Below are 23,191 nucleotides of genomic sequence, written 5' to 3' on the forward strand. Positions count from 1 at the left end.
GTCGTTGCCCACACAGATCATGTCGGTCGTTCACCTCGTCTTCGGTCGTCTCGATCGATCGTCGGTGTGAACCTTGGGGTGATCACCCTTGACGCGGCCTAATGGATCAGTGCTCACCCCACATGGTTCAGGGGGCACGACATCCCAGAAGCGTTCTAGCGGGTGATCCTTACCCGGCCGGGCCACGGTCTTCGTGTAGAAATCCGACACCGTTTCAGGGTCTCGGAGTGGTCACCGGCCGGGAAGGCTCACACAAACCAGCATCCCCTGCAGGACGCCGATCCACCCCCATTAGGGTTCGCGACGCATCTCACCAGGACCCTTCGTGACGGCCTCCGCAAGCTCCGGCCTCCTCAGGGAGCAGTAGTAGGGCTCGCCGCGAGCACACAGGTTTCTTTCGTAGTCCAGGACGGCCGTCAGGCCGCTGGTACTGAGGTGCGAGGAGCGCCTAGCGACGAGCCCCACGAAGGGCAGGCGTCCGTCGTCAGACGGGCGGGTGCAGCGTCGCGGCCCGGACCACGGCGAGAGCCGATCCGGACTCCTCGAAGAGGCGCCGCTGCCGAGAGGCCCCGTTGCCCTGCAGACGCAGCCGGTCCAGCGTCTGTGCGACGCCGTCCCGCTCGCCGAGTCGGTCCAGTGCGGGTGCGAGCACGGTGAGTAGCTGCTCGACCCGCGTCCAGACCGGCACCAACGCGCCGGTCGTCGGGTCGAGCGCACGCCCGTCGACGCCGTCGTGGGCGGCGATCCAGTACGCGGCCGACAGCAGCGCCGGATCGAGGTCCGCGGCCGGGAACCGCCGGTCCCCCGCGCGCAGGTCGTCGAGGGCGATCATCACCGCCGCACGGACGAGGGTGGCGAAGGTCTGCGTCTCCTCCACCCGCATCTGCACGTCCCCGACCCGCACCTCGACCGTGGGCAGGTGATCCGACGGCCGAGCGTCCCAGTACAGCATGTGCGGGTCGAGAATAGTGCCCGTGGCCACGAGGAGTTCGACCGTCTCGGCGAAGTGTTCGGCCGACCGCAGGTGCGGTGGCGGTCCCGCCGCCGGCCATCGCGACCAGAGCACCGAGCGCCAACTGGCGTGGCCGGAGTCGGCGTCGCGATAGATCGCCGAGTTCGCCGACAGCGCAAGCAGTATCGGTAGCCACGGGCGCAGGCGATTGCACACCGCGACGGCGGTGTCGGTGTCCGGGACACCCACGTGGACGTGACAGCCACTGATGCCCTGTTCGTGGGCCAGCATGCCGTACCGCGCGGCGATCGCCCGGTAGCGGCCGGTGTCGGTCACCGGAAACGACTCGGGCACGCGTGGCGGCACCCCGCAGGCGACCACGTCGACGCCCACGTCGTCGGCGGCCGCCGCCAGGATGCCCCGCAGCCGGTGCAGGTGGTCGCCGATCTCCTGACTCGTCGCCGCGGTCGGCGTGGCGATCTCCACCTGCGACGAGGTGAGTTCCAACTCGAGGTCGAGGCCGCGCGCGGATGCCGCGGCCGCGACCTCGCGGTTGCTCCCGACCGGCCGTCCGGTCTCCCGGTCGASGAGGACGAACTCCTCCTCGACCCCGAGGGTCGGCGCCGGAATGCCCCGGAAATCCCCGCCCGCGGAACCGTACTCGTCGTTCACACGGAGAAAATGCCCAGCGGCGGCATCGGTCAAACGGGACGTCAGTCCTCGGCGCGGCTCTCCGCCGGATCGGGCGTGTTCTCGATCGCCCGGTCCAGGCCGGGACCGGCCTGCATGCCCGAGACCGTCGCGGTGATCGACCGGGCGAGGTCCTGCGCGGTCAACCCGAGATCGCCCAGGATCTCGTTGCGCGAGGCGTGTGCGATGAACTCCTGCGGGATGCCCTTGATCTGGACCGGTACGAGCACCTCCGCCGCCGACAGCGCGGCGGCGACCGCGGAACCGACGCCGCCGCTGGTGCACCCGTCCTCGAGCGTCACGACGAGCCGGTGGCGGCGCGCGACCTCGACCACCGAGGTGGGCACCGGCAGTACCCAGCGCGGATCCACGACCGTCGCATCGATTCCCTGACGGGCCAGGCGTTCGGCGGTGTCGACGGCCAGCCCGCAGAAGGCACCGACCGCGACGATGAGCACATCGCCGCCCGCCGGACCGAGGTCCCGGTCCGTCCGGTGCAGAACGTCCACACCGTCGTCGAGCCGCTCGACCGCCCGGATGTCTTCGGGGACAGCACCTTTGGAGAATCGGAGGGCTGTGGGGCCGTCGGCGACGCCGAGAGCCTCGTCGAACTCCTCGCGCAGTCGGACGGCGTCACGGGGTGCGGCGACCCGCAGGCCGGGCACCATCGCCATCAGCGAGAGATCCCACATGCCGTGGTGGCTGGGGCCATCGGGTCCGGTGATGCCGGAACGGTCGAGGACGAGCGTCACCGGCTGCTTCAGCAGCGCGACGTCCATCAGCAGCTGATCGAACGCGCGGTTGAGGAACGTCGAGTAGATCGCGACAACCGGATGCAGTCCGCCGAGCGCGAGTCCGGCCGCCGAGGTCATCGCATGCTGTTCGGCGATGCCGACGTCGAACATGCGGTCCGGGTAGCGCTCGCCGAAGGGGGTGAGTCCCGTCGGCCCGGGCATCGCCGCGGTGATCGCGACGACGTCGGGACGGTTGGCGCCGGCGTCGAGGAGTGCGGCGGAGAACACGGCGGTCCAGTCCTGGGGTGAGACGCTCGTGGGCCGGCCGGTGACCGGGTCGATGATGCCGGTCGCGTGCATGAGGTCGGCGACGTGGTTCTCGGCGTGGGCGTAGCCCATGCCCTTGCGGGTCACGGTGTGCACGATCACCGGGCCGCCGAAGTCGCGGGCCTGCCGCAGCGCCGACTCGACCGCGTCGATGTCGTGACCATCGACGGGCCCGACGTACTTCAGGCCGAGATCGGTGAACATCGCCTGCGGGGCCAGGAGGTCCTTGAGCCCGCTCTTCATCCCGTGCAGCACGGCGTATGCCGGCTCCCCGACGACCGGCACCTGCTTGACGACGCGGCGACCCTCGTCGAGGAATTTCTCGTACCCGGGCTGCAGGCGCAGCCCCGACAGGTGACTCGCGAGTCCGCCGATCGTCGGCGCATAGGACCGACCGTTGTCGTTGACCACGATGACGACCCGGCGGTTGCAGGCGGCGATGTTGTTGATCGCCTCCCAGCACATGCCGCCGGTCAGGGCGCCGTCGCCGACCACCGCGACCACCGTGCGATCCGGCTGACCGGTCAGTTCGAAGGACTTCGCGAGCCCGTCCGCATACGACAGCGCCGCCGACGCGTGCGAGGACTCCACCCAGTCGTGTTCGGACTCCGCGCGCTCCTGGTAGCCGGTGAGCCCGCCGCGCTGGCGCAGCTGATCGAAGCCGTCCTTGCGTCCTGTGACGATCWTGTGGACGTAGGACTGGTGGCCGGTGTCGAACAGGATCGGATCCGACGGCGAGTCGAAGACGCGGTGAATTCCGAGGGTCAACTCGACGACTCCGAGGTTCGGTCCGAGATGTCCGCCCGTGGCGGCGACCTTCTCGATCAGGAACGTCCGGATCTCGGCCGAGAGGACCTTCATCTCCTCGTCCGACAGCGGCCGGAGATCGGCCGGCGAGCTGATCCGGTCGAGCACACCCATCGTTTCCTCCATCACCGGCGTGACGCCAGGTCGGCTGTCGAGCCGGAGAACGTCCGGCACATGTCTGGTCAGTCTACGGAAGCATTCGTCGCGAGCCCGATCGACGGATGGCCGACGCGTCGGGATCCCGGACCTCGCGAGCGCGCGTCGCTCAGCCGTCGGCGGCGGGAACGAGGCAGGCCACCGCCTCCACGTGGTGCGTCAGCGGGAATGCGTCGAAACCGCGTATGTCGACGACACGGAATCCGCGTGCGGCGAAGTATCCGAGATCACGTGCGAATCGGGCGGCGTCACAGCCCACGTGGACCACGATGCCGGGCCGGGCGTCGGCGATCGCCCCGATCACCCGTTCCCCTGCTCCCGTACGCGGGGGATCGAGGACGACGACGTCCGGCCGTGCGGTGAGGTCCGCGATCCGGGCCGCGACCTCCCCGCGGTGGGTGTGAACCCGATCGCCGTCGCCGGCGAAGGCCTGTTCGGCGGCGTCGAGTGCGGCCGGATCCGAATCGACGATGTGCACCGTGTCCGGCGCACCGGCCGGGCCGTCGAGCAGTGCACCTGCGAACACCCCTGCCCCGCCGTACAGATCCCACGCCACACGTGGCGGTCCCCCGAGATGAGCACCGACGAAGTCGACGACGGTCTCGGCGTAGGTCCGTGGCGCGTCGCGGTGCGCCTGCCAGAATCCCGCGACGGGAATGTCCCACGACCGCCCGCCGACCCGTTGGACGGCCGTCGCCTCGCCTTCGACGACCCGCTGGGCACGGGGCCGTGCGTGCCGGGCGCGGTTCTGCTGCGCCCGGCGCCGGCTGTCGGCGCGGCCCCGGCGCGGCTCCGCCACGGGCGCGAGTTCGGTGACGTGGCGCGCGCCGTCGGCATCGAGCACGACGGCGAGTTCGGAGTGCGGGGTGAAACCGCGGTCGGCGAGTCCGTCGAGCATTCCCGGGGCGGGTTGGACGCAGGCCTCGGTGACGACGCCGCGGCCGCGGAACGCCGACTGCCCCGGGCGCCCCCGGCCGTCCACGGCCAGGCGGGTCCGGATTCGCCACCCCGTGTCGGCGTCCCCGAGACGCCGGACGCCGTCGGTCGCCAGCTCGGTGCCGGCGACGATCTCGCCCGGTAGACGACCAACGCGATCCAGGACATCGAGCAGCACAGCCTGTTTCAGGTCCCGCGCGTGATCGGGTGCCACGTGCGCGAGATCACAGCACCCGGCCCCGGCCGCAGCCGCCGGACACCGCGGCGCCACCCGATGCGGCGAGGCGTCGAGCACCTCCGCCACCTCGGCCCGCCAGTACGAGTCGTGCCGGTCGTCGGTGATCTCGGCGACCACCCGTTCGCCGGGGATCGCCCCGCGGACGAACACGACGCGGCCGTCGGCGCGGCCCACGGACTCACCGCCGTTGGCCGGACGGTCGACGGTCACCTCGACCCGGCGCGGTGTTGCCGGGCCGCTCACGGTCGCCGTTCGGGTTCGCCGAGTGCACGGCGGGTCTCCCCCGGCGCCCAGTACGCGCGGTCTTCCTTGCGCCGGTCCGACGAGGTGAGCTGCCACGGCACCGAGGTCACCATCACGCCGGGCTCGAACAGCAGCCGGCCCTTGAGGCGCAGCGCCGACTGGTTGTGCAGGATCTGCTCCCACCAGTGCCCGACGACATACTCCGGGATGAACACGGTCACGACGTCGCGCGGCGACTCGCGCCGCACCCGGCGCACGTATTCGATGACGGGCCGGGTGATCTCGCGATAGGGCGAGGCGATGACCTTCAGCGGGACGGTGATGTCGCTGGCCTCCCACTCCGAGACGAGCTTGCGGGTGTCGCGGTCGTCGACGTTGACCGTGATCGCCTCCAGGACGTCCGGACGGGTGGCCCGCGCGTACCGCAGGGCCCGCTTGGACGCCATGTGCAGGCTGGACACGAGCACGATCGAATGTGTGCGGCTGGGCAGGACGGCCTCGTCGTCGTCCTCGGCGCGGTCGAGTTCGCGCTGCACCGACGCGTAGTGGTGATGGATGAGTTTCATGATCACGAACAACGAGACCATCGCGATCACGGCGATGTAGGCACCCTCGGTGAACTTGGTGATCAGGACGACGACCAGAACCGTCGCGGTCATCACCAGGCCGACCGTGTTGACTACCCGGGACTGCATCATCCGACGCCGCGCGCTCGGGTCGGTCTCGGTACGCAGCAGACGGGTCCAGTGCCGCACCATGCCCGTCTGGCTCAGGGTGAACGACACGAAGACGCCCACGATGTAGAGCTGGATCAGGGACGTCACCTGCGCGCCGAACGCGACGACGAAGATGATCGCGGCGATCGCGAGGAAGAGGATGCCGTTGCTGAACGCCAGGCGGTCGCCTCGGGTGTGCAACTGGCGCGGCAGGTAGCGGTCCTGCGCGAGTACCGAGCCCAGCACCGGGAAACCGTTGAAGGCGGTGTTCGCGGCCAGCAGCAGGATCAGCGCGGTGACGGTGGCGACGAAGAAGAAGGCCGGCGGGAACGAGTCGAAGACGGCATGGGCCAACTGGGCGATCATGGCCTTCTGCTGATAACCCTCCGGCGCCCCGATGAGGTCCTGCTCCGGGTTCATCACGTACTTCGCGCCGATCTTCTCCGCCAGCAGCACGATGCCCATCAGCAGGGTGATGGAGAACGTGCCCAGCAGCAGCAGCGTCGTCGCGGCGTTGCGCGACTTCGGTTTCCGGAAGGCCGGCACCCCGTTGCTGATGGCCTCCACCCCGGTGAGCGCCGCACAGCCCGAGGAGAACGACCGGGCGACGAGGAAGATCAGCGCCAGCCCGGTGAGGTTGTCCTGTTCGGGCACGATGCCGAAGTCGGCGGTCTCGGAATGGATGTCCTGCCCGAGCACGTAGATCTCGGTGAACCCCCAGATGAGCATGCCCAGGACACCGATGATGAACCCGTAGGTCGGGATCGCGAGCACGGCGCCGGACTCCTTGATGCCGCGCAGGTTGACCGCGGCGAGCAGCATGATCGCGCCGACGCAGAACCACACCTTGTGCTCTTCGACGAACGGGATCGCCGAACCGATGTTCTCCGCCGCCGACGTGACCGACACCGCCACCGTGAGCACGTAGTCCACCAGCAGAGCGCTGCCGACGGTCAGGCCCGCGTTGGGACCGAGATTGACGGTCGCGACCTCGTAGTCGCCGCCACCCGAGGGGTAGGCGTGCACGTTCTGGCGGTAGCTCGCGACGACCACTGCCATGACGACGGCGACGGCGATCGCCACCCAGGGCGTGAACGCCAGCGCGCTGATCCCGGCGACGGACAGCACCAGGAAGATCTCCTGTGGGGCGTACGCCACCGAGCTCATCGCGTCGGAGGCGAACACCGGCAGGGCTATCCGCTTGGGCAGCAGCGTGTGACCGAGCGTGTCGCTGCGAAAAGGCCTGCCGAGCAGGAGGCGTTTCGTCGCGACGGACACCTTGGAGACGGTGGACACCAGGCAACCCTAGAGCGTTGGCGCCGAGGCGGGTAGGTTCGACTCGCGGCAGACGAGCCGCGTGTGGAGAGGAATGCCGTGCAGGTGGTCATCATGGGTTGCGGGCGGGTCGGATCCGCGCTCGCGATGTCGATGCAGAAGCGCGGACACGACGTCGCGATCATCGATCGGGATCCGAGCGCGTTCGTGCGGCTGAGTCCCGACTTCGCGGGCCGCACGATCACCGGGGTCGGGTTCGACCGCGAGATCCTCGTCAAGGCGGGCATCGAGCACGCCGACGCGTTCGCCGCGGTGTCCTCCGGGGACAACTCGAACATCATCTCGGCGCGGGTGGCCCGCGAGACCTTCGACGTCGAGCGCGTCGTCGCCCGGATCTACGACGCCAAGCGCGCCGAGGTGTACGAGCGGCTCGGGATCCCCACGGTGGCGACCGTCCCCTGGACGACCGAGCGGTTCGTCTCGGCGCTCGGCGAGACGACGACGATGGAGTGGCGTGACCCGTCGGGTTCGCTGGCGATCGCCCAGATCGACGTCGACGACTCGTGGATCGGGATCTCGGTCGGCAAGTTCCAGGAGCAGACCGGCGCGCGGGTGGCCTTCCTCAGCCGTGTCGGACGTCCGGTTCTCCCCGAGGCGAAAACCGTTCTGCAACAGGACGATGTGATCTACGGGGCGGTCATGCTCGACAACCTCAAGAACGCCCGCGGCGTCGCCGCGCGGCCGTTCACCCAGAACGAGTCCGGATGACCCGGGCCGAAGGAGTCCCGAAGTGAAGGTCGCCATCGCCGGAGCCGGCGCGGTCGGGCGCTCGATCGCCCGCGAACTGCTGGTGAACGCCCACGAGGTCACGCTCTTCGAGCGCAACGCCGGCCACATCGACACCGACGCGGTCGTCGGCGCGGGCTGGGTGCTCGCCGACGCGTGTGAACTCGCCAATCTCGAAGAGGCGCAACTACAGACCTACGACGTCATGATCGCCGCGACCGGCGACGACAAGGCCAACCTCGTCGTGAGCCTGCTCGCGAAGACCGAGTTCGCCGTCAACCGGGTCGTCGCCCGCGTCAACGACCCGCGTAACGAGTGGCTGTTCGGCGAGGACTGGGGGGTCGACGTCGCAGTCTCGACCCCGCGCCTGCTCGCCTCCCTGGTCGAGGAGGCGGTGTCCGTCGGCGATCTGGTCCGGTTGATGACGTTCCGTCAGGGGCAGGCCAACCTCGTCGAACTCACCCTGCCGTCGAACACTCCCCTCGCCGGCAAGCCCGTCCGGAAGCTGGAACTGCCGCGCGACGCCGCGCTCGTCGCGATCCTGCGCGGCGGCCGCGTCATCGTCCCGCAGCGCGACGACCCCATCGAGGGCGGCGACGAACTGGTCTTCATCGCGCCCACCGAGGCCGAGCCCGCCCTCTACGAGGCTATGCAGATCGCGCGGTGACGTCCGCGTCCGGCGGGGTGCCGGCGCGCGCCGCCTCGGCTCGCTGCGCCCGGCGGACCAGGAGGATCGTCGCGAGCACCACGAGCGCGGTCAGCGGCCACCCCATCGCGATGCGCGCGAACGCCAGCCACCCGGTGGCCCCGTCGTCGTACAGTTCCGACTGCGTCAGATAGCGCGCCGCGAAGAGCACCGCCCACAGTGCGGTGGCGATGTCGTAGGCGCGGAGGATGGACCGCTGCTTGCGCCAGCCGGAACCCTCGCCGTTGATCAGATGCCAGGCCACCCCGATGAGGGGCCACCGCACCAGGATCGAGCCGGCGAACACGATCGCATAGACGAGGGTGCTCCAGATCCCGAAGAGGAAGTAGCCCTTGGCATCCCCCACCCGGTCGGCGATGAAGACGCAGATGGCGACGCCGAGCAGACCCGAGATCGCGGGGGTCAGGGGTTCGCGGCGCACGAGCCGTACGACGAAGAGCAGCGCCGCCACGCCGAGAGCCGCGTAGATGGCGGTCCGGAGGTCGAAGAAGGAGTTGACGGGGACGAACACCACCACGGGCACGGTCGAATAGACCAGGCCGGAGACGCCACCGATCTGTTCGAGCACCGTGGGCGCCGCCTGCTCGGGTGCTGACCGTCCGGGTGCCGACGGTTCGGCGTCCGGCTGTCTCGAGGCCGGATGCTCGGGGACCGGACCGGTCACTCGTCGACGCCGTGCAACTCGTAATAAGGGTTGTAGATCACCTTGTGGCCGTCCTGCTCGGCGAGCCGGCCCCGGACGGTGACCTTGCGGCCGGGCTCGATGCCGGTGATGCGGTTACGGCCCAGCCACTTCAGCATCACGATGTCGGAGCCGTCGAAGAACTCGGCCTTCACCCCCGCCTTGGCCGACCGCGAACAGGTCTCGACCGCACGCAGTTCGCCGTGCATGGTGACCTCGTCACCGCGGCAGCACTCGGATGCGCGCTGGGCACCTGTCGCCTTGGATTCCTCGGCGATCTTCTCTGCGTCGGCGTCACCGAGATCTTCGGTCAGCCGACGGGTCAGTCGTTTGAGATAGCCGGCAGTGGGCATCTCGACCCTCCCAATGGATTTCGGCCGGCACCGCAGGGCTGTACAGAGCGGTGTCCGTGGGTCGCCGAACGAGTGATCGGTGACCTGCCCGCCAGCGTAGACCTCGGCCTCGGCCAGTGACAACGTCGGCGACCGCGGGGCCATTCCGTGGTCGCCGGACCCCCGCTGTCCAGGTCTGCGCGGGGACCTCCGGACACCCTAGTGGTGTGTCTCGGAAACAAGCGAATGGTCCCCGGCGCCCCACCGGATACCGGCCACCTCTTTTCGAGACACACCACTAGGGGATGATGCCCTGATGCCTGGCACCGACGGTCCGCACCGCCCTCGCCCGACGGCTCTGGTCGGCATCCCCGGAACGGGCTCCGACGCCGATCACGTGACCCGTTCCTTTCAGCGCGCCGCAGCGGACCTGGGAGTCGAGCTCATCGCGCTGGACCCGACGACGCCGTTGATCGACGGCCACCTCCGCGGGCTGGAGCGGGCCGCCGGAGCCCACCGCTCGATCCTCGTGGGCGGGGTGTCGATCGGGGCCGCGATCGCGCTCGAGTGGGCCCTGCAGGACACCGACCGACGCTGCGCCGGGGTGCTCGCCGCGCTGCCGGCATGGAGCGGCGACGCCCACTCGGCACCCGCGGCCGCGAGTGCCGGCGCCACCGCCGATGCACTCGAACGCGACGGACTCGAGGCGACCATCGCGGCGATGGCGAGCAGCAGCCCGGACTGGCTGGCCGCGGAACTGACCCGGTCGTGGCGGGGTCTGTACCCGGGCCTCGCCGGCATGTTGCGCGAGGCGGCTCGTCATCGGGCGCCGACGCCGGCCGAGATCGCCGGGCTCACGGTGCCGCTGGCCATCGTCGCGGCCGCCGACGATCCGGTCCACCCCATCGCCGTCGCCCGCGAATGGCATGCTGCCGCGCCGCAATCGACCCTCGTCGAGATCGCGCTCGACGACTGGGGCCACGATCCGGGTGTGCTGGGAGACGAGCTCCGGGCCGGGCTTGTCGCACTCACCGACCCGCCGGGGTGATCGGAGCCCGGTCTGGCCGGAGCTTCAGCGGCGGCGGCGGAAGCGCTGCATCGCCGAACCCGACGACGGCGGCAACGGCTCCTCGTCGACCTCGGGATCGGCGGGAGCCGCGGACTCCACTTCCCGGGCGGCGGCCGCCTCCGGCTCGTCGCGGTAGGCGTTCTCCCCATAGACGGTGGCGTGGGCGACCTGATCGAGCGCACCCCCGGCAACGGGTACCGAATCGTCGGTCGCGTCCTCGGTGGTCGCGGCACCCGGGCCCGCGTCCTGTGCGGTGGGGTTCTGGGCGGAGGGGTCCGGGGATTCTTGTCCGGCCGGGGGGCCGGCGAACATCTGCTGCTGGGCGGCCGCGACCTGCTCGGCGAGCACCGGCGGCAACACGACGGGCAGCGGATCCCGCGGGGGGAACGGCTCGGACCCGCGTCGGACCACCGTCTCGGCCAGTACGGCGCGGCTCAACCGTGCGAGGTCGTCCGCATGCTCGGTGGGTCCGCTGCCCACGCACCGGACGAGCCAGCGCGGGCCGTCGACCCCGATGAACCGGTGGGTCGCACCGTCCGTCTCGGCGACCACCTCACGCCCCCAGTGCCCGTCTTCGACACTCGTGGCCGCGCCGTCGTCGCGGAGGGAAGCGGCCAGCTCACGGACCACCTCACGCCACATCCCGGGGGACTTGGGTGCGGCGAAGGCGCTCACCGAGATCCGGCCGATGGGGGTCACCAGGTACACGTTCTGCGGCTGGTGGGCCTCGGACATCTCGACGGTGACCTGTCCGCCCTCGACCACCGGGACCAGCACCGATCCGAGGTCCAGATGGGAGTTCTCGAGCTCCTGCGGCCGGGTCGCCAGTGCGTCGATGTCGTAGGGGCCGCGCGCCTGACCGACCCGCAGCTCCTCTGATCCGTCCTGTGCCATCGCGTCACTCCTCGTTCGTCACCGCCGGCGACAGCGATCCGCCGGACACACGGGAAACACTAATCGACTCCCGTCGGGGAGAGCCCCGGGCGACGGTTCACCGCAGCGGTCAGGCGAGAATCGCCGATCCCCCGCTCGATCCGTACCCGCCGTCGCCGCGTGCGGTGTCGTCGAGTTCGTCGACCTCGACGAAGTCGGGCAGCTCGACGCGCTGCACGATCAGCTGGGCTATGCGGTCTCCCCGCGAGATGGAGATCGTCTGCTCCGGATCGTGGTTGATCAGACAGACCTTGATCTCCCCGCGATAGCCCGCGTCGATGGTGCCGGGGGTGTTCACGACCGACAGGCCGGCCCGGGCGGCCAGTCCCGACCTCGGGTGGATCAGCCCCACGGTGCCGATCGGCAACGCCACGGCGATCCCGGTCCCGACGAGTTGACGGCGTCCGGCGGGCAGTTCGAGATCGATCGTCGAATAGAGATCGACCCCCGCGTCCCCGGGGTGCGCCCTGGTCGGCAGCGGTAGGTCGGGATCGAGGCGTCGGAGCGCGATCGGCGCCGGGTCAGCGGGGTGCGCAGGGGGGAGATCTGAGGCCACGCAGGCAGACTACGCTGGTCACGTGACCGCAGATCATTCGCCCGAGCGCCCCGGAGGACCCTCGGACGCCTCCCCCGCACCCACCGGGCGGAACGCCGGCGTCACCGACTCGACCGCCGATCTGTTCGACGAGCGCCTGTACGTGCCGTGGTGGTGGTGGTTGGCAGCCGTGGTCCTCACCGGCGTGGTGGGCTACGAGATCCAGCTGTCGGCGCGCGGGAGCGCCTGGAGCATCATCGGATACGTGGCCACCGGCGTGCTGTGCGTCGTGATGCTGTGGTCGATGAGCCGTACCCGCATCCGGGTGACCGCGGATCGGGAGCTGCATGCCCACCGTGCGGTCCTGCCGCGCGCCGTCGTCGCGCGGGCGGCGACGGTCCCGGCGACCGCGAAGAGCGCCGCACTCGGGCGGCAGCTCGACCCGGCGGCCTATCTCGTGCACCGCTCCTGGGTGAAGACGATGGTCCTCATCGTGCTCGACGACCCCGACGACCCGACACCGTATTGGCTGGTCTCGACACGTCGGCCCGCCGAACTCCTTGCGGCGCTGGGCGTCGACGACGCCGCGGCCGACCGTCCCGCACCCACCGCCTGACCCGGGCACGACTCTCTACCCGAGACACGACGAAGGGGCCGCGCCGTATTCGGCGTCGGCCCCCTTCATCAGCTGTGACAGCTGGACTCAGTTCATCTCACGCGCAGTCGACGCAGATGAGCGAGCTTCCGTTCTCCTCGGCCAACCGGCTGCGGTGGTAGACGAGAAAGCAGCTGGTACAGGTGAACTCGTCGGCCTGCTTGGGGATGACACGCACGGACAGTTCCTCGCCCGAGAGATCGGCGCCCGGGAGTTCGAAGGACTCCGCGGTATCACTCTCGTCGACATCCACTGCCGAGGACTGCGCCTCGCTGCGTCGAGCCTTCAGTTCTTCGAGCGAGTCCTCGTTGAGGTCCTCGGTCTCCGTCCGTCGTGGCGCGTCGTAATCTGTAGCCATTCCTTGCCTAACTTGTCGAGAGTGTGAGGGGCGCTCACGGTGACGGCGCTGGCGTCGCCACCCGGTGTTATTGCGCACGACTCCGCCGGGATTGTCTTACCGATGGGGTCACTGCAACGTCGTCTCGGGCGAGATTCGTACCAGAGGATCAGACGTATTGCGTGATTTCGATCACGGTTTCATATCGGGCGCACCCCGGGTCTGGAAGCGCGGGCGCCCGAAGTATAGTCGACACGCTATCGAAGGTCAATACCCGGGACCCAACTCGTCGGTAAGTTTCGGTTCGGCGCCCGATCCATGCCCCGGTACACCCCAGTCGTACCGCTCCCGGCGAGGCTCGCGGGGCACTGCGGGGTCACCCTCTACAGTGATCCGAGATCACGCAACGCCCAGTGAGGAGTCAGTCCACGGTGGTGTCGAAGATTACGGTCGGCTATCCGACCGACGAGCAGGGCCGACCCTACCGTCGGCGGCGCTACGCACCGGCGATCGTCACGGTCGTCGTCCTGATGGTCGTCGGCGTGGTGGTGTGGGCGGTTGCGCTGGGCGGCGGCGAGTCCGAATCCGTTCCGACAGCGTGCAATCAACCGACTCCGCCGACGTCGGTGGAAGCGGGCGCGCCACCTCCGCCGGCCCCGCCGACCCTCACCGTCGTCGGACGGGACGAGATGCTCGGAGTCGCTCCGGCCCCGCTGTCGACCTTCGGCGTCCGCGTCCTCAACGCCTCCGACGAACGAGGCGCGGCCCGCACGGTGTCCGACGACCTGACCGCGCAGGGGTTCAGCCCGGTGCCGGACACGCCGTACGCCGATGACCCGGTCTATCCCAACCGGGATCTCAACTGTGTCGCACAGATCCGGTTCGGGCCGGCCGGTCGCGCGGCGGCGGCGGCCACATGGCTGGCGTTCCCGTGCGCCCAGTTGGTCGACGACGGCCGGCGCGGCACGGCCGTCGACGTCGCACTCGGGGTCCACCACTCGGGTGGCGAGATGTCGCAGGACGCGCAGGCTGCCCTCGAGGCGCTGCGGTCGGCGGATCCGAAGAATCCGGCGAGTGGTGTCGACCCGGTCCTCGTCGAGGCCGTGCACTCCGCCCCCTGCTGAGCTCCGCACGCAGTGCGGCGGCCGGCGACCTCTGGCGAGAAGCGGGAGGCCGTCAGGTGAGCGGGCTGCGAGCGTCGAATTCGTCGAGCAGCGCGAGGAATTCGTCGGCCACCCCGGGCGCGACAGCGACGGTGATGTGTCCCTCGTCGGCCCGCGAATCCGGTGGCGGAGTCTGGACGACGGCGCCGGCCTCGGCGGCGATCAGTCCGCCGGCGGCCCAGTCCCACGGGCTCAGACCGTGTTCGTAGTGGGCGTCGACCGCGCCGGCCGCGACCATGCAGAGGTCGAGGGCCGCGGCGCCGATGCGTCGGACGTCGCGGACACGTGGGAGCAGTTCGGCGACGATGCGTCCCTGCTGCCGGCGGCGCGCCGCGTCGTACCCGAAGCCCGTTGCGACGAGCGCGAGTTCGGCCCTGTCGACCGGATTGCAGCGGAGCGGCCGGCGTACCCCGGCGGAGTCCGCCGCCCACGCTCCCCCGCCGAGGGTCGCGCCGTACGTGACGTCGCGGGCGACGTCGACGACGACCCCGGCGACCGACTGTCCGTCGACCTGGGCCGCGATGGACACCGCATAGGCCGGCACGCCGTACATGAAGTTGACGGTCCCGTCGATCGGATCGACCACCCATCGGACACCGGTAGGCACCGCCCGGCTCCCGCCGTCCTCCTCGCCCAGCACCTCGTCGTCGGGGCGCGCCTCACGCAGCAGCGAGCGGATCAGGCGTTCGGTCTCGGTGTCGGCGAGGGTGACCGGATCGGTTTCCGTCGACTTCGTCGACACAGGCTGCACTGTCGACTTCGTCGACACGGGCTGCACCGTCGACTTCGTCGAGACGGGCCGGACGGTGGAATCCACCGCGGCGGGCTGCGGCGGCTCGCCGTGTCCCGGTGTCGCACCGAACAATTCGGGCCGGCGGCGACGTACGTGCGCGGCGGCCTCCCGGGCCACGGCGCCGGCGACCGCGGCGAGCTCGTCCACCGGAATTGTCTGATCCACGCCCTCCATGTGAGCACATGGCCGGAGCGCACCACCGATCGCGGTGACCGATCTCTCCTCCCGGGTGGTCGAATCGTGTCGACATGCGTTGCGATGACGGGCGTTGCGCCGGTCGCGTGAATAGGCTGGTCTCGGATTGCCCCCACCCTCAGACACCGACCCGGACAGGGAGCCCCGCCATGACCGACACGTCCGTCCCCGGATCGTCCGACTCCGATGTCGCCGGCCCCGATGATCCAACACCTCCGACGAACCTCGGTTTCGGGGTCGACGTCGGCGGTTCCGGGATCAAGGGCGGCATCGTCGATCTCGACACCGGTGAACTCGTCGGCGAACGGTTCAAGGTGCTCACCCCGCAGCCCGCGACACCCGAGGCCGTGGCCCGGGGCGTCGCCGAGGTGGTCGCGCATTTCGACTGGACCGGCCCGGTGGGTGTCACCCTCCCCGGGGTCGTGACCGACGGGATCATGCGCACGGCGGCGAACATCGACAAGGCCTGGATCGGCACCGACGTCTACGACCTCTTCAGCGGATACCTCGGCGGTAGGCAGGTGTCGGTCCTCAACGACGCCGATGCCGCGGGTATGGCCGAGGACGCGTACGGCGCGGGCAAGGGCGTCGCGGGGGTCGTGATGCTGCTGACGTTCGGAACCGGTATCGGGTCGGCGATCCTGATCAACGGCACCCTCGTGCCCAACACCGAGCTCGGTCACCTACAGGTCGGCAAGAAGGAAGCCGAGCACCAGGCGTCTTCGCGTGTCCGCGAGGAGAAGGGCTGGTCGTACGAGAAGTGGACCGAGAAGGTCTCCGAGGTCCTCGAGACCTACGAGGCGCTGTTCTGGCCGAATCTCTTCATCGCCGGCGGCGGTATCAGCCGCAAGTCCGACAAGTGGATTCCGCTGCTGACCAACAAGACGCCCGTGGTACCGGCGACGCTGTTGAACACCGCCGGCATCGTCGGTGCGGCCATGGCAGTGTCCCAGGGACTGAAGACGTGACGCCGCGCAGGGCGTGACCAGGGCTTTGACACACCGGGGACGGCGATGTCGTTACAATGGTCGTCACCGGTCATTCCAACCGAGAAACCAAGACCTCGTCCACGGCGGCTCATGCTGCCGTGTCGCGTCTGGTGACAGACGACAGAAGACACCACAGAAGACAGTTCGAAAGGTTGTACGTGGCAGCCATCACGACCCACCAGGGTGATGCAGAGGCCGAGTCGACGGAGTCGACCCCAGCCGCGACCGACGCCCCGGCGAAGCGAACCGCCAAGAAGGCTGCGAAGAAGACCGCCGCCCGCAAGGCCCCCGCCAAGAAGGCCCCGGCGAAGAAGGCCACCAAGAAGGCGGCACCGAAGAAGGCCGCCAAGAAGGCCGCGTCCGCGGAGGGTTCCGGCGACGATCCGAACGCCGAGCCCGACGACCCGGACTCGATCGACGACATCGACGGTCCCGACGCCGAACTCGAGGACGTCGAGATCGACGACGACCTGGAGGTCGACGACGACTCCGAGGACGAGTCGGAGGACGACGACGAGTCCGAGGAGGCGACCGCGCCCGCCGCCGGCGGCGCAACCCCGGCCGCCGCGAAGGCCGCGTCCAAGGACGAGGCCGCCGCCGCGAAGTCCGGCGACTTCGTCTGGGACGAAGAGGAGTCCGAGGCGCTGCGTCAGGCCCGCAAGGACGCCGAGCTCACCGCCTCCGCCGACAGTGTCCGCGCGTACCTGAAGCAGATCGGCAAGGTCGCCCTCCTCAACGCCGAGGAAGAGGTCGAACTGGCCAAGCGCATCGAGGCCGGGCTGTTCGCCACCGAACGTCTTCGGCGCATCATGGATGCCGGCGAGAAGCTCAGCACCGCCCAGAAGCGTGACCTGAACTGGATCTCCCGCGACGGCAACCGCGCCAAGAACCACCTGCTCGAGGCGAACCTGCGCCTCGTCGTGTCGCTGGCCAAGCGCTACACGGGCCGCGGTATGGCGTTCCTGGATCTCATCCAGGAGGGCAACCTCGGTCTGATCCGCGCGGTCGAGAAGTTCGACTACACCAAGGGCTACAAGTTCTCGACATATGCCACCTGGTGGATCCGTCAGGCGATCACCCGCGCCATGGCCGACCAGGCCCGCACCATCCGTATCCCGGTGCACATGGTCGAGGTCATCAACAAGCTCGGTCGCATCCAGCGTGAACTCCTCCAGGACCTCGGCCGCGAGCCGACGCCGGAAGAACTCGCCAAGGAGATGGACATCACCCCGGAGAAGGTGCTGGAGATCCAGCAGTACGCCCGGGAACCCATCTCGCTGGACCAGACCATCGGCGATGAGGGCGACAGCCAGCTCGGCGACTTCATCGAGGACTCCGAAGCCGTCGTCGCGGTCGACGCGGTCAGCTTCACGCTGTTGCAGGATCAACTGCAGTCAGTGCTCGAGACCTTGTCCGAACGTGAGGCCGGCGTGGTCCGCCTCCGCTTCGGACTGACCGACGGCCAGCCCCGCACCCTCGACGAGATCGGGCAGGTCTACGGCGTGACCCGCGAGCGCATCCGTCAGATCGAGTCGAAGACGATGTCGAAGCTGCGCCACCCGTCGCGCTCCCAGGTCCTGCGTGACTATCTCGACTAGTCGGTGACGACAACAGCCTCATCGCCCCCGGAACCTCACGGTTCCGGGGGCGATGTCGTTGTGTCATCCACATCGACATCGATCTGTCAATAGTTCTGCGCGCTCCGATTTGGACACGACCGGATTCTCGGGCTTTCGGGGACGCACTACATAGGATGGCGCGGTGACTTACGCAGTGACCGGGAGCAGACGCGGCGCCATGCTGGTGCGCCGTGCCACCGTCGACCTGCTGCGCACAGCATCGATGCTGTGTCTGTGACGCGACAGACCCCACCCGAGGGCGAGAACGCCACCTGCGATCCCCTCCTCCGCGTTCCACTTCGTCGCGGGCACCGAGTGCCTGCCCCAGCCTCGTCACGTCCCTGACGGCGTGACTTCCCGGAAAGACCCACTATGAGAACGATTGTCCTGATCGGCCTCGTCGGCTTCGCTGCTCAGCTCGTCGACGGCAGTCTCGGCATGGCTTATGGCGTCACCACCACGACCCTCCTCCTCGCCATCGGCACCAACCCGGCTGCCGCCTCGGCCACCGTGCACCTGGCCGAGATCGGCACCACGCTGGTCTCCGGCGTCTCGCACTGGAAGTTCGGGAACGTCGACTGGCGCGTCGTGCGCCGTATCGCGATCCCGGGAGCCATCGGCGCCTTCCTCGGCGCCACGATCCTGTCGAGTCTCTCCACCGAGACCGCCGCGCCGGTCATGGCCGTGATCCTGCTGCTGCTCGGGCTCTACATCCTGGTGCGGTTCACCTTCCAGGGCATCCCCCGCCACAACCTCGGCAAGCCGCTGCGCAAGCGATTCCTCAGCCCGCTCGGATTCGTCGCCGGATTCGTCGACGCCACCGGTGGCGGCGGTTGGGGTCCGGTCGGCACCCCGGCCATCCTGGCCAGCGGCCGTCTCGAGCCCCGCAAGGTCATCGGTTCGATCGACACAAGCGAGTTCATCATCGCCGTCGCCGCGAGCCTCGGCTTCCTGTTCAGTCTCGGTTCGCAGGGAATCAACTTCGCATGGGTCGCCGCCATCCTCGTCGGCGGCGTGATCGCCGCACCGATCGCGGCGTGGCTCGTGCGTCACATCCCGCCGCGCCTGCTGGGCGCCTCGGTCGGCGGCCTGATCGTCCTCACGAACACCCGCAGCCTGCTGAAGAGCGACTTCATCGACGCCCCCGGCTCGGTGCGCAACGTCTTCTACATCGTGATCGCCATCGCCTGGGCCGCGGCGTTCGCCTACTCGCTCCGCGAGTACCTGCGCGACCGGGAGAACGAGTCCTCCGACGCGGTCACCCATTTCCGCGAGGAGCAGGAAGAGGCGCTCGTGGGCGCCGAGGGCGCGGAACGCCCCGGCTCCGAGGGAACGTCGACGTCGGACATCCCGGCCGCCGACTCCGCACCCGAACCCGATGCGGGTGCGAGCGGAACACACACCCCCACGCGGACGAGCTGACCGAACGACTCGTCCCGCGCACAACGCGTAGAGTGGTGCGACCCGGCCCCATGGCCGGGTCGCATTGCGTTCGGGCGATCGTTGTCGAGTTGTTGCCTGGTGTAAACGGTGAGTGACGACACACCGAGAGCACCGTCGGAACAATACGAACGCCCCGAGCGTCTGACAGAGTGAGGTTGACGCATCGCCCGGATGTGTCGGCTCGAAGGGAAGGCGACCGGACACCCGGCGCCGGACCGGGACGGAGGAACGAACCATGACTGACATCGCCACCACAGCCCCGATCTACCTGCCGCTCACTGCCGCCGATCGCTGCGATCGCTGCGGCGCCGCAGCCAAGGTACGGGCCGTCCTGCCCAAGGGCGGCGAACTTCTCTTCTGCCGCCACCACTTCAACGAGCACGAGGCCCGCCTTGTCGAGTTGAGCGCCACCGTCGTCGAATCCGCCGGCGAGCTGGTCTGACACCTCCGACGATCGAACGCGGGCTTTCCCTACGCGCACAGAGCCCGGCCGGAGCAACCGGCCGGGCTCTGTCGTGTCCGGGCCTGTTCCGGGCCGCCCGACCAGCGCCACTCGCGCAGTGTCTATCAGCGCCACTCGCGCAGTGTCTATCAGCGCCACTCGCGCAGTGCGGCGATCCGTTCCTTCAGCTGATCGGCGGTCGCCATGGCGGTCGGGGGCCCGCCCAGCCGAGTCCGCAACTCGTTGTGCACCATGCCGTGTGGTTTGCCCGTGCGGTGATGATGCATCGCGACGAGCGTATTCAGTTCCTTGCGCAGGGCGTGCAAATTCTCGCCGGTGGTTCCCGCCGGCCGGCCGGGAGTGGGCGGCTCGGCAGCCGACGACTCCGAGGACGACGCGACCGTTCGCGCCGTGACCTGTTCCTCCTGGCGTTTGCGCAGGAGGGCACGCACCTGGTCGGCATCGAGCAGCCCGGGCAACCCCAGATAGTCCGACTCCTCGTCGCTACCGGCGAACGTGGCCGTGCCGAACGAGGTGCCGTCGAAGATGACCTGATCGAGTTCGGCGTCGGCATGCAGCGACTGGAACTTCGGCTCGTCCTCCCCCGGCTCGTCCTCCTGCTTGTTGGCGTCGATCAGCAATTGGTCGTCGAGGCCGTCGCTCTCGCGGTGCGGCTTGCCGAGCACGTGATCGCGCTCGACCTCCATCTGGCTGGCGAGGTCGAGCAGCACCGGGACCGACGGCAGGAAGACGCTCGCGGTCTCACCCGGACGACGCGATCGCACGAATCGTCCGATGGCCTGGGCGAAGAACAGCGGCGTCGACGAGCTGGTGGCGTACACACCCACGGCCAGGCGGGGGACGTCGACACCCTCGGACACCATGCGGACCGCCACCATCCACTCGTCCGTGGACGCGGCGAACTGGCCGATCCTCGACGACGACTTCGGGTCGTCGGAGAGCACCAGCGTCGGCGGCTTGCCGGTGATGGCGGTGAGCAGTTCGGCGTAGTCGCGGGCCGCGGTCTGATCGGTGGCGATGACCAGCCCGCCCGCATCCGGTGTGCCGGTCGCACGGAGCTGTCCCAGCCGCGTGTGTGCGGCGGTGAGGACCGCCGGAATCCAGTCGCCGTGGGCGTCCAGCGCGGTACGCCAGGCGCGGGTGGTGTGCTCCGCGGAGAGCGGTTCGCCCAGCCGGGCGGTGTACTCCTCGCCCGCGCTGTCGCGCCAGCTGGCCTCACCGGAGTAGGCGAGGAACACGACCGGACGGACGACGCCGTCCTTCAGTGCGTCGGCGTAGCCGTAGGTGTGGTCGGCCTTGGAGCGCTGATGCCCGCCGGCCTCCGGTTCGTAGGTGACGAACGGGATCGGCGAGTCGTCGGAGCGGAAGGGTGTACCGGTCAGCAGGAGCCGGCGCTCGGCGTCGTCGAAGGCCTCCCGGATCGCCTCGCCCCACGACTTGGCATCGCCACCGTGGTGGATCTCGTCGAGGATTACCAGGGTGCGGTAGTTCTCGGTGCGCACCCGGTGCCGGGCCGGATGGGCGGCCACCTGTGCATAGGTGACGACGACGCCGTGGAAGTCCGAGCTGGTCTGTCCGGCGGCGTTGGTGAACCGCGAGTCGAGCGCGATCCCGACCCGCGCGGCGGCCTCGGCCCACTGGTGCTTCAGGTGTTCGGTCGGGGCGACCACGGTGATCTTGTCGACGGTGCGGTCATCGAGGAGTTCGCGGGCGATACGCAGGCCGAACGTCGTCTTGCCGGCGCCCGGCGTCGCCACGGCGAGGAAGTCCTTCGGCTTCTGCGTCAGGTACTTGGTCAGCGCACGACGCTGCCAAGCGCGGAGCTGGAGTTTCGGGCCGGCGGTGGATCCGGAGGGTTCGGCTGACGTCACCTTCTGGGCTGCTCCTCCACGCGTGCGGGTTTCCGGCCGGACATGAAACGACCCCTCGCGTGCGGGGCCCGCGCCCGAGGGGACCCGCCAATGGTACCGCCGAAGCGCGACAGCTCCCGCATCCCGACACCGGGCCGCGGCGTCCGCCGCGACGGGCGCCCGTGGGCGATCCGAACGACTCGCCTGGTGACCCGGGTACCCAATCGGCCTCCCGATCGGGGATATTGAACACATCACAACGCGCAAGAGGAATCCGGTCCCACTGGCCGACGACCCGTCGTCGGTGGTTGCCGCGAGCCCGCCCGCCGTCCCGCCGGGTCCCGTGTCGACTGCGGTCACCGCGCCGATCGGCGACCCACTCGCCGATGTCGGGGCCGCGACCGAACCCCTGCGCGCGCCGCTGCGGTCCGCCCCGGCCTCCGGGGACGTCGAAGTCCTCCGCGGCGCGAAGGGGTCGACCGAACCGGACGCTGGGTCGGAGAAGACCGGGAACGACGATCCGGAACGAACCGAGGCGGCGTCCGGACCGGGCCTGCCGGTCCTGCCGAACATTCATCGCGTGGTCTGGCGCACGATCGTCAAGTCCTGGGACGACGGGATCATCGGCTGGGCCGCACAGGCCGCGTTCTGGCAGGCGCTGTCGCTGCCGCCGCTGCTGCTGGGTCTGCTCGGCTCGGTCGGTTACGTCGCCGGCTGGTTCGGCCCCGACACCGTCGACGTCGTCTACGCCCGCATCATCGACCTCGCCGGCCGGACCTTCACCCCCACGGTCGTCGACGACCTGATCACCCCGACGGTCGACAGCGTGCTCGGGCGCGGCCGGATCGGCCTCATGTCGGTCGGGTTCGTCATCTCATTGTGGGCGGGATCGTCGGCCGTCTCGTGCTTCATCGCCTCGATCGCGCACGCACACGACCAGCACGAGGTCCGACACCCGGTGTGGCAGCGGTTCTTCGCGCTGTTCCTCTACGTCGGCTTCCTGAGCGTCGCGGTGTTCCTGCTGCCCCTCGTCGCGCTCGGACCGAACTACCTGCGCGCGATCGTGCCGGAGTCGTGGGGATCGTTCGTCACCACCCTCATCGACTACGGCTACTTCCCGTTCGTCGCCGTCCTCCTGCTGTTCGTCCTGACGACGCTCTACCACCTCGCGCTGCCCAATCCCCTGCCGTGGCATCGGCTCATCGGCGGGGCGATCGTGGCCGGCGTGTTCTTCTGGGTCGCGAGCTACGTGCTGCGCATTTATCTGACCAAGATCACCGAGGCCGGGGTCTCCTACGGGGCGCTGGCCACACCGATCGCGTTCCTGCTCTTCACGTTTTCGCTGGGCTTCGGCATCGTGATCGGCGCCGAGTTCAACGCGGCCGTGCAACAATTCTGGCCCGCGAAGGCGTCGACCACCACGCAGGTCCGGCACTGGGTGAACTCCCAGACCTCCGACTTCACCGGCCAACTCCGGACCCTGCCCGACCGGCTGTCCTCCGGCCCGATCCGCCGGCAGGCGCGGCACCGCGACCGCGGCTGACCGGCGACGCCCGCCGATCAGCCG

At 69.4% G+C, this 23,191-nt stretch carries 21 protein-coding genes; 10 read left to right on the forward strand and 11 right to left on the reverse strand.

Features of this window, described 5'->3' with window-relative positions:
* Positions 1–484: 484 nt before the first annotated feature.
* The 4 genes from A9310_RS00005 to A9310_RS00020 form a co-directional block, all read right to left on the reverse strand.
* Positions 485–1,624 carry a glutamate--cysteine ligase gene (locus A9310_RS00005; RefSeq protein WP_065628886.1) on the reverse strand — a complete coding sequence of 380 codons (1,140 nt, stop codon included), beginning with the start codon at positions 1,622–1,624 and terminating at the stop codon, positions 485–487.
* Positions 1,625–1,665: 41 nt separating this feature from the next.
* The gene (gene dxs, locus A9310_RS00010; RefSeq protein WP_065629066.1) at positions 1,666–3,624 is read right to left on the reverse strand and encodes a 1-deoxy-D-xylulose-5-phosphate synthase; all 1,959 of its coding nucleotides are present in this window, start codon (positions 3,622–3,624) and stop codon (positions 1,666–1,668) included.
* Between the two features lie 151 nt (positions 3,625–3,775).
* A complete protein-coding gene (locus A9310_RS00015; protein ID WP_065628887.1) occupies positions 3,776–5,083 on the reverse strand; it encodes a class I SAM-dependent RNA methyltransferase in 1,308 nt (435 codons plus the stop codon).
* Complete coding sequence (locus A9310_RS00020; RefSeq protein WP_083207182.1) at positions 5,080–7,095, reverse strand: APC family permease; 2,016 nt, start codon at positions 7,093–7,095, stop codon at positions 5,080–5,082. Before A9310_RS00020 ends, A9310_RS00015 begins: the two co-directional genes overlap by 4 nt.
* Before the next feature lie 78 nt (positions 7,096–7,173).
* On the opposite strand from A9310_RS00020, the gene A9310_RS00025 reads away from it, so the two are divergent.
* Both A9310_RS00025 and A9310_RS00030 read left to right on the forward strand, forming a co-directional pair.
* Entirely contained in the window at positions 7,174–7,842 is a 669-nt protein-coding gene (locus A9310_RS00025; protein WP_065629067.1) for a TrkA family potassium uptake protein, read from the forward strand.
* 22 nt (positions 7,843–7,864) lie between these two features.
* Complete coding sequence (locus A9310_RS00030) at positions 7,865–8,527, forward strand: TrkA family potassium uptake protein (RefSeq protein WP_065628889.1); 663 nt, start codon at positions 7,865–7,867, stop codon at positions 8,525–8,527.
* Here the strand turns inward: A9310_RS00030 and A9310_RS00035 are convergent.
* Together A9310_RS00035 and A9310_RS00040 are read right to left on the reverse strand one after the other, a co-directional pair.
* Entirely contained in the window at positions 8,508–9,134 is a 627-nt protein-coding gene (locus A9310_RS00035; protein WP_139104502.1) for a DUF3159 domain-containing protein, read from the reverse strand. The two genes, A9310_RS00030 and A9310_RS00035, sit on opposite strands and share 20 nt — an antisense overlap.
* Positions 9,135–9,226: 92 nt before the next feature.
* Complete coding sequence (locus tag A9310_RS00040) at positions 9,227–9,601, reverse strand: OB-fold nucleic acid binding domain-containing protein (RefSeq protein WP_004018839.1); 375 nt, start codon at positions 9,599–9,601, stop codon at positions 9,227–9,229.
* A gap of 295 nt (positions 9,602–9,896) precedes the next feature.
* Between A9310_RS00040 and A9310_RS00045 the strand changes: the two genes are divergently transcribed.
* Positions 9,897–10,628: an alpha/beta fold hydrolase gene (locus A9310_RS00045; RefSeq protein ID WP_065628891.1), complete on the forward strand. Its 732-nt coding sequence runs from the start codon at positions 9,897–9,899 to the stop codon at positions 10,626–10,628.
* A gap of 24 nt (positions 10,629–10,652) precedes the next feature.
* Here A9310_RS00045 and A9310_RS00050 read toward each other — a convergent pair whose 3' ends face one another.
* Complete coding sequence (locus A9310_RS00050) at positions 10,653–11,543, reverse strand: DUF3710 domain-containing protein (protein WP_065628892.1); 891 nt, start codon at positions 11,541–11,543, stop codon at positions 10,653–10,655.
* A gap of 109 nt (positions 11,544–11,652) precedes the next feature.
* Positions 11,653–12,138 (reverse strand): dUTP diphosphatase, encoded by a 486-nt coding sequence (gene dut, locus A9310_RS00055; protein ID WP_065628893.1) that lies wholly within the window; start codon positions 12,136–12,138, stop codon positions 11,653–11,655.
* 22 nt (positions 12,139–12,160) lie between these two features.
* Here dut and A9310_RS00060 point away from each other — a divergent pair, with 22 nt between their 5' ends.
* Positions 12,161–12,733 (forward strand): DUF3093 domain-containing protein, encoded by a 573-nt coding sequence (locus A9310_RS00060; RefSeq protein WP_065628894.1) that lies wholly within the window; start codon positions 12,161–12,163, stop codon positions 12,731–12,733.
* A 97-nt stretch (positions 12,734–12,830) separates the two neighbouring features.
* Here A9310_RS00060 and A9310_RS00065 read toward each other — a convergent pair whose 3' ends face one another.
* Positions 12,831–13,130, reverse strand: a complete 300-nt coding sequence (locus A9310_RS00065) for a DUF4193 domain-containing protein (protein ID WP_004018846.1) — start codon at positions 13,128–13,130, stop codon at positions 12,831–12,833.
* Between the two features lie 410 nt (positions 13,131–13,540).
* Here A9310_RS00065 and cei point away from each other — a divergent pair, with 410 nt between their 5' ends.
* A complete protein-coding gene (gene cei, locus A9310_RS00070; protein WP_065628895.1) occupies positions 13,541–14,233 on the forward strand; it encodes an envelope integrity protein Cei in 693 nt (230 codons plus the stop codon).
* Positions 14,234–14,285: 52 nt separating this feature from the next.
* Here the strand turns inward: cei and A9310_RS00075 are convergent, their stop codons facing one another.
* Positions 14,286–15,239 (reverse strand): inositol monophosphatase family protein, encoded by a 954-nt coding sequence (locus A9310_RS00075; RefSeq protein ID WP_065628896.1) that lies wholly within the window; start codon positions 15,237–15,239, stop codon positions 14,286–14,288.
* A 170-nt stretch (positions 15,240–15,409) separates the two neighbouring features.
* Here A9310_RS00075 and ppgK point away from each other — a divergent pair, with 170 nt between their 5' ends.
* The 4 genes from ppgK to A9310_RS00095 all read left to right on the forward strand — a co-directional run bounded on the left by ppgK (position 15,410) and on the right by A9310_RS00095 (position 19,753).
* On the forward strand, positions 15,410–16,228 hold the full coding sequence (gene ppgK / locus A9310_RS00080) for a polyphosphate--glucose phosphotransferase (protein WP_065628897.1): 819 nt from the start codon (positions 15,410–15,412) through the stop codon (positions 16,226–16,228).
* A gap of 56 nt (positions 16,229–16,284) precedes the next feature.
* Positions 16,285–17,847, forward strand: a complete 1,563-nt coding sequence (locus A9310_RS00085; RefSeq protein ID WP_083207184.1) for an RNA polymerase sigma factor — start codon at positions 16,285–16,287, stop codon at positions 17,845–17,847.
* A 393-nt stretch (positions 17,848–18,240) separates the two neighbouring features.
* Positions 18,241–19,290, forward strand: coding sequence for a sulfite exporter TauE/SafE family protein (locus A9310_RS00090; RefSeq protein WP_065628899.1), 1,050 nt, complete (start codon positions 18,241–18,243; stop codon positions 19,288–19,290).
* 256 nt (positions 19,291–19,546) lie between these two features.
* Entirely contained in the window at positions 19,547–19,753 is a 207-nt protein-coding gene (locus tag A9310_RS00095) for a hypothetical protein (RefSeq protein ID WP_004018852.1), read from the forward strand.
* 149 nt (positions 19,754–19,902) lie between these two features.
* Here the strand turns inward: A9310_RS00095 and A9310_RS00100 are convergent, their stop codons facing one another.
* Entirely contained in the window at positions 19,903–21,645 is a 1,743-nt protein-coding gene (locus A9310_RS00100; protein WP_065628900.1) for a DEAD/DEAH box helicase, read from the reverse strand.
* A gap of 283 nt (positions 21,646–21,928) precedes the next feature.
* Between A9310_RS00100 and A9310_RS00105 the strand changes: the two genes are divergently transcribed.
* On the forward strand, positions 21,929–23,167 hold the full coding sequence (locus tag A9310_RS00105; protein WP_065628901.1) for a YihY/virulence factor BrkB family protein: 1,239 nt from the start codon (positions 21,929–21,931) through the stop codon (positions 23,165–23,167).
* Positions 23,168–23,191: the final 24 nt, after the last annotated feature.

The sequence above is a fragment of the Gordonia sp. UCD-TK1 genome (assembly GCF_001691435.1).
GTDB classification, from domain to species: Bacteria; Actinomycetota; Actinomycetes; order Mycobacteriales; family Mycobacteriaceae; genus Gordonia; species Gordonia hongkongensis.

Bases quoted from the DNA above. Each gene is read 5' to 3' on its own strand.
- A9310_RS00040 (WP_004018839.1), bottom strand. From the start codon at position 9,601: ATGCCCACTGCCGGCTATCTCAAACGACTGACCCGTCGGCTGACCGAA.
- A9310_RS00045 (WP_065628891.1), top strand. From the start codon at position 9,897: ATGCCTGGCACCGACGGTCCGCACCGCCCTCGCCCGACGGCTCTGGTC.
- A9310_RS00050 (WP_065628892.1), bottom strand. From the start codon at position 11,543: ATGGCACAGGACGGATCAGAGGAGCTGCGGGTCGGTCAGGCGCGCGGC.
- A9310_RS00065 (WP_004018846.1), bottom strand. From the start codon at position 13,130: ATGGCTACAGATTACGACGCGCCACGACGGACGGAGACCGAGGACCTC.
- A9310_RS00075 (WP_065628896.1), bottom strand. From the start codon at position 15,239: ATGGAGGGCGTGGATCAGACAATTCCGGTGGACGAGCTCGCCGCGGTC.
- ppgK (WP_065628897.1), top strand. From the start codon at position 15,410: ATGACCGACACGTCCGTCCCCGGATCGTCCGACTCCGATGTCGCCGGC.
- A9310_RS00085 (WP_083207184.1), top strand. From the start codon at position 16,285: ATGGTCGTCACCGGTCATTCCAACCGAGAAACCAAGACCTCGTCCACG.
- A9310_RS00090 (WP_065628899.1), top strand. From the start codon at position 18,241: ATGAGAACGATTGTCCTGATCGGCCTCGTCGGCTTCGCTGCTCAGCTC.
- A9310_RS00095 (WP_004018852.1), top strand. From the start codon at position 19,547: ATGACTGACATCGCCACCACAGCCCCGATCTACCTGCCGCTCACTGCC.